General features: G+C 46.5%; 5 protein-coding genes. All 5 read right to left on the bottom strand.

Going from position 1 to position 5,794, the window contains the following annotated elements; genetic code table 11:
• The coding region (locus VIP81_RS12450) for a hypothetical protein (protein ID WP_331960734.1) at positions 1-239 on the bottom strand (239 nt) is incomplete at its 3' end.
• A gap of 66 nt (positions 240-305) precedes the next feature.
• A complete protein-coding gene (locus tag VIP81_RS12445; protein ID WP_331960731.1) occupies positions 306-857 on the bottom strand; it encodes an RNA polymerase sigma-70 factor in 552 nt (183 codons plus the stop codon).
• Between the two features lie 261 nt (positions 858-1,118).
• Complete coding sequence (locus VIP81_RS12440) at positions 1,119-2,219, bottom strand: TlpA disulfide reductase family protein (protein WP_331960727.1); 1,101 nt, start codon at positions 2,217-2,219, stop codon at positions 1,119-1,121.
• A gap of 6 nt (positions 2,220-2,225) precedes the next feature.
• Positions 2,226-3,638 carry a RagB/SusD family nutrient uptake outer membrane protein gene (locus tag VIP81_RS12435; RefSeq protein WP_331960724.1) on the bottom strand — a complete coding sequence of 471 codons (1,413 nt, stop codon included), beginning with the start codon at positions 3,636-3,638 and terminating at the stop codon, positions 2,226-2,228.
• A gap of 11 nt (positions 3,639-3,649) precedes the next feature.
• Positions 3,650-5,794 (bottom strand): SusC/RagA family TonB-linked outer membrane protein (locus VIP81_RS12430; RefSeq protein ID WP_331960721.1); only part of this gene is annotated, 2,145 nt, incomplete at its 5' end.

Raw genomic sequence — 5,794 nt, 5'->3', positions numbered from 1 at the left:
ACCAGTGCCGGTGCGTCCTTCAATTCAGGGATCCGCTGCTCCAGCAACGCCAGCAGGCGTTGCGCCTCGTCTCCGCTGATCTCCGGTGTTGCCTGTTGCCATACCTGCTCCAACGAGCCACCGGTACGGGCCTTATCTGCATGTTGGGCAGACAATGCCTCCAGCTCCGACAATTCTTCCGGAGTAGCTTCACCATTAAGCTTGCGTGCTGTTAATATCCAATATCGCTGAATAGGCATTAAAATCTGGTTCGTCCTGCTGATAAGACAATCCAACCAATGGAATCACCTAAAAGAAAATAAAAATTATTTTACAAGGTGGGAATCCACCGCAGCGTGGATCCGCTGGAAAGCAATCGCCAGCTGACTGTCGATGGTGCGGACGGAGATACTGAGAATAGCCGCTATTTCCTTGTACTTCAGTTTTTCTTCTTTAGCCAGCTTAAAAATCAGCCGGCATTTGGCAGGTAACTTATCAATGGCTTCCTGCATGGCCTGGGTTATTTCTCCCATGATCAGCTGTTGCTCCGGGTTGCTGGTGGTTACCAGCGGTTCCAACAGCACCTCCATGTCTTCAAAAGCATAAAAGGTAATCCGGTCACGCCGCTGCAGGTAGTTCATACAGGCGTTCCGGACACTGGCAAACAGGTACACGCGGAGATTGTCTATTTTCATTAACTCACTCCGGTTACTCCATAGTCCCGCGAAAATATCGGCTACAATATCTTCTGCCGCGAGGGAATCTTTTAAAAAGGATTGGGCAAATTTCGACAAACCAGGCATCAGATGCAGGTACAATGCCTTGAAGGCATTGCTATCATTGTTCAGTGCTATATTCTCCTGCCAGGTGTTGATCATAACGAGTGTAAGGCAATATATACAACCTTTGGGAACGTTGTGCCGGCATGTTAAACGAGCGTCATGAAAGGAGAAAAAATCATCAGGGGATAAAAATATTTTTTTCCCGCAGAGCAGCAAAGCAGCAAAGCAGCAAAGCAGCAAAGATTTTGAAGCGAATTTTAAGCCGCAGCGTATTCCCCCGGGGAAAAAATTTACACACCCTTCGCTCCTTTCCCTCTTCGCTCCTTTGCTTCTTTGCTGCTTTGCTGCTTTGCGGGATTATAATATCGCTTTCAGCTTCTGCTGTAAGGCTTCTCCTCTCAGGTTCTTACCAATGATTTTTCCGGTAGGATCTACCAGGAAGTTGGTGGGCACGGCACTTACGCCGTATAATTTTACCGCAGGATTTTTCCATCCACTCAGGTCAGACACATGTGTCCAGGTAAGATGATCTTTATCGATCGCTGCTTTCCATTTATCTGCATTGTCATCCAGGGATACGCCCAGGATAGTAAACCCTTTGTCCTTATAGGCTTCAAAAGCTTTTACCACATTCGGATTCTCTGCGCGGCAAGGACCGCACCAGCTGGCCCAGAAATCGATCAATACATACTTCCCTTTGAAATCTGCCAGGGAAACAGTTTTCCCGTTAACATCCTTCATGGCAAAGACAGGCGCTTTTTTCCCTTCAGACGTTTTAGCCGCCACCGCCAGGAAAGTCTGGATCTTTTCTCCAAACACTGATGCCTTGGCTACCGGCCCCATTTTATCAAACCATTCTTTTGCTTCTGCATCCTTGCCCGGCCCCGTATGAAAACGATCTACCAGGTAAGCTTCCAATACGGTGTTGTGTTTGTTGGTCAGGTAATATTGCACGATGCTGTCGCCTTTTCTGTCGAGTCCCTTGAAACCTGCGGCCACCTGTGCTTTGGTCAGTGAATCTACTTTACCTCCATTGGCTTTACGGGAAGAATCATATAATGCATTCAGCTGTGTGGCCACCGGGTACAATGTTTTCAAAGCACTATCAAAAGCTATCCAGTCCTGCTGTGCAGCACCGGCAGTGATCACGGCATGCTCCAATTCATTATCAGGAGATACCAATGTTGCCTTCGCATTTTTCTCCAGCATCAGGGAAGTAAAAGATTGCGTACCGGCAGTATTCAGGTAATACAGGTTAGTGGCCGCTGTTTTTACAGTAAATAGAAACTGGCCGTTTTTTATGTCGGCAGAATCTTTTATTTGTTGCCCTTTATCATCATAGCTGAGGTATACCCAGCCAGTGGCGCCATTTTTAATAGTACCCTGTATCACGGACTGGGCATGGGTCACAGCCGATAAAGATAATAGTGCGGCCGTAGCCGTTAATAGTTTTTTCATATACGGTTAGTTGGTGTAACCAGCATTTTGCTGGATAGCAGTGTTAATGTTTAATTCATACTGAGGAATGGGCCACAGAATGGCGGTAGACTTCCAGGTAGGTTTGAGCGCACTCAATACGGCATCTGCTTTATTGGTGCGGATCAGGTCAAACCAGCGATGGCCCCATTCTGCAAACAATTCTATCCTTCTTTCCCGAGCCACAGCGGCCAGGAGTGCATCCTTCGTGATATCAGGCGCCAACAGCGGCAGCCCCGCACGGGAACGGATACTGTCTACATCTGCAATAGCAGGAAAAGTATTTCCCAATTGCGCATTGGCCTCGGCACGGATCAGGTATTGTTCACCCAAACGAAATACAATTTCATATTCCGTGGCATTGGCCGGCACAGTAGAACTACCTACCCGTACCTTATACTTAGCCGGATAGAGGTAGTTAACATTGTTATACTTTTTGATGCCTACCCAATTGCTCATACGCAGATCTCCTGCCTCGAAAGCGTTGGCCAGCCCGGTGTTCAGCGCATACTTAGGCGCAGAAGAGCTACTGGTATCCGGGATAAACAGGTTACCGGTATAAGTATTAACGCCGTTGCTGCCTACCGGCATCAGCTCCCAGATAGCTTCCTCACTTTCTTTGAGAAAGACTTTGTTCAGGGCGGCCAGTTTGTATGGACCAGCAATTACCTCTCCTGCTTTGGCAGCTGCTTCGGCATACCTGCCGCGGTATAAATAAGCGCGGGCCAGCAATGCGGAAGCGGTGAAGCGATTGGGCCTTACCTTACCCGTAGTAGGATAAGTGGCCTGCAACAAAGTTTCCGCGAGTTTTAAGTTAGCAATGATGGTATCATATACCACCGCTACTTCCGCCCTTGGCAAGATGCTGTTGGTTTGATAATCGATAGCCTCGGTTAAAGGTATTTTGCCATACAGGTTAGTGAGCTGAAAATAGATGAAAGCACGCATAAAATACGATTCTCCGAGTAATTGGCTATTAGTGGCCGCACTAACGCCGTTAGGCGCTTCCAGGCCCTTTAAAATGGCATTTACGCGGTACAGGGAACTATACCCATACTGCCATAAATATTCTGCCGACGAATAGGACTGAAAAGTAATCTGGTTGGTGCTGAATTCCAGGTCGGCCTGGTTAAAGCTATAGATCTCATCGGCGGTTAATCCGCTGTAAATACTGAGGGTACCATTGGCGATACGGGCGTAGGAGGAAGACATCATATCCTGGTATACGCCTGATACGGCCGCCAGCGCGTTGGCATCATTATTAAACAGATGATCGGCAGGCACAATATCTTTCGGAGGATCAGCATCCAGAAACTTTTTACAGGACACTATCGTTACACAACATAACAGTAATACTACCAGTATGCGGTTCTTTTTCGTATATACGTTCACGTTTTGCATCATTTAATCATTTACAAGGATAACTGAATACCTGCGGTGTACATTTTTAATGGCGGCTGGAAGATGCCCTGTGTTTCAGGATCGTAGCCGAGATAGTTGGTAATAGTGAACAGATTTTGTCCCTGCAGATAAATACGGCAACTGCTCAGTCTTAACTTCGACATCAGCGCCGATGGAATATTATATGCCAGGTATACATTTTTCAGGCGAATAAAAGAGGCATCGCCCCAGTTCTGCGAAGAAGTCATGTAGTACGTCCAGTCAGGAGAATACGTAGTAGCCTTGGGAATATTGGTGACATCTCCCTCCTTCTGCCAGCGGTCTAATACCGTCACATCAAAATTATTCATAGCGCCGATGTTCTTCCACGCATTATTAAAATAGTTGAAGCCGGATTGTTTGCTATACTGGAAGAAGACATCCAGCTGCCAGTTTTTATAACGGAACGTATTCTGTAAACCACCATAATACTTCGGCGTTACGCTGCCAAATACCGCCCGCTCATCAAAATCAGTGCTTTCAAACTGTGGCACTCCTGTTTTAGGATCTACCTGCGTTAATACATATCCCTTCGACACCTGCAATGGCTGGCCTACCGCATAGCTGTAGCGGTAAGACGAGCTTTCCAGACCCGGATAGCTCACCAGTTTATTCTGCGGTATGGTCAGGTTAACGGAAGTCGTCCACTTAAATGACTTGCGGGATATGTTGGTGGTATTTACTTCAAACTCCCAGCCCTGATTGCGTATTACGGCAGGCAGGTTGTATTGTACACTGGAGAAGCCGGCCGTAAAAGGTAAATTATATCCCACCAACTGATTGGTAGTACGGTTGCTGTAAAAGTTTACATTGAATAAAACTTTATCGTGCAAAAATCCTGTTTCCAGTGCCACATCTGTTTTGGCTACTTTTTCCCAGCCATACCCGGAGTTGGCCAGGCGGGAAGGATTCAGCGTAGCTACGCCATTATAGGAGCCTCCACTCACCGTCCAGCTGGACATATAACCGTAATCACCAATCATATCATTGCCGGTAATACCATAGCTGGAGCGCAGTTTACCAAAACTTAAAAACGGCAGGTGGACTTTTATCAATGATTCTTCACTGAAGATCCAGGCAGCACCTACCGCACCGAAATTACCATAACGGTTTTCCGGTGCAAAACGGGAAGAACCATCGCGGCGCATCGTAGCATTCACAATGTACTTGCCCTGCAGATTATAACTTAAGCGACCAAAAATAGATTGGTACCGGTAATCATTGTACCCCACATTCGGATTACCGTAAGAAGAAGATGCCACCAGTGAAGTAGCTCCCTGCATAGATCCAAGGGCCTCATCTGTAGAATAACCGCTGGCAGTAATGTAGTAACCATCCGACGTACGCTTCTGCCAGGTAGCACCCACCAGGGCTTTCAGGTTGCCGGCGCCCAGTTTAAGGTTATAATCTATCTGTGGTTCTACGATAAAACCTTTTCTTTTAGTACTTCCAAAAGTAGCGGTCGACACTTTATAATAACGAGGGTCCCTGGCAGCAAGTGGATTGGCGTTATACTGATCCATCCCGTTTTGATTATACCCCAGGTTTACCTTTACCTGCAAATTATCCAGGATGGAATAACGCATGGTGACATTACTGTTGAGATAATCTGACTTGTTATTATAGACCTTCATCAGGTTGGAGGCGGGGTTCTGGCCTAAATCCCAGTTCATTTTTCCATCTGCTTTATAGAGCGGGAAATTGGGCGGCAGTATATACATCGTGGCTAAATCACCCGAATAATTTTTATCATCATCATTGGTATAATTAGCAGCAAATGCCAGGTTGAACTTTGAATTTTCAGAAGTAAAATCATACGATGCATTAAAGGCCACGCGCTTATCACGGCCATCACCGGGGTTTACAGTGGTTTCATTATGATAACTGCTGCTGAGCATAAAGCGGTTCTTACTATCGCCTCCACTTAAACTTACCTGTGCATTGGAAACATGAGCAGTTCCGCCAATTAAATATTTTTGCCAATCGGTATAGGCTGTTTGATCATAGGTAACCAGGTCGGGGGCGTTAGCGGCAGTAGGGGTAATACCATCGTTGGCAAAGGCTTCTTTCCTCAATGTCAGGTATTGTTCGGTGTTCAGCATATCCAGCATATGTGT

The sequence above is a fragment of the Chitinophaga sp. genome (assembly GCF_036566945.1).
GTDB lineage: Bacteria > Bacteroidota > Bacteroidia > Chitinophagales > Chitinophagaceae > Chitinophaga.
This window is presented reverse-complemented; position numbering and strand designations above follow the sequence as displayed.

What these genes read in the sequence shown, in the direction of transcription:
- VIP81_RS12445 (WP_331960731.1), bottom strand. Translation starts at nt 857, where the DNA reads ATGATCAACACCTGGCAGGAGAATATAGCACTGAACAATGATAGCAAT.
- VIP81_RS12440 (WP_331960727.1), bottom strand. Translation starts at nt 2,219, where the DNA reads ATGAAAAAACTATTAACGGCTACGGCCGCACTATTATCTTTATCGGCT.
- VIP81_RS12435 (WP_331960724.1), bottom strand. Translation starts at nt 3,638, where the DNA reads ATGCAAAACGTGAACGTATATACGAAAAAGAACCGCATACTGGTAGTA.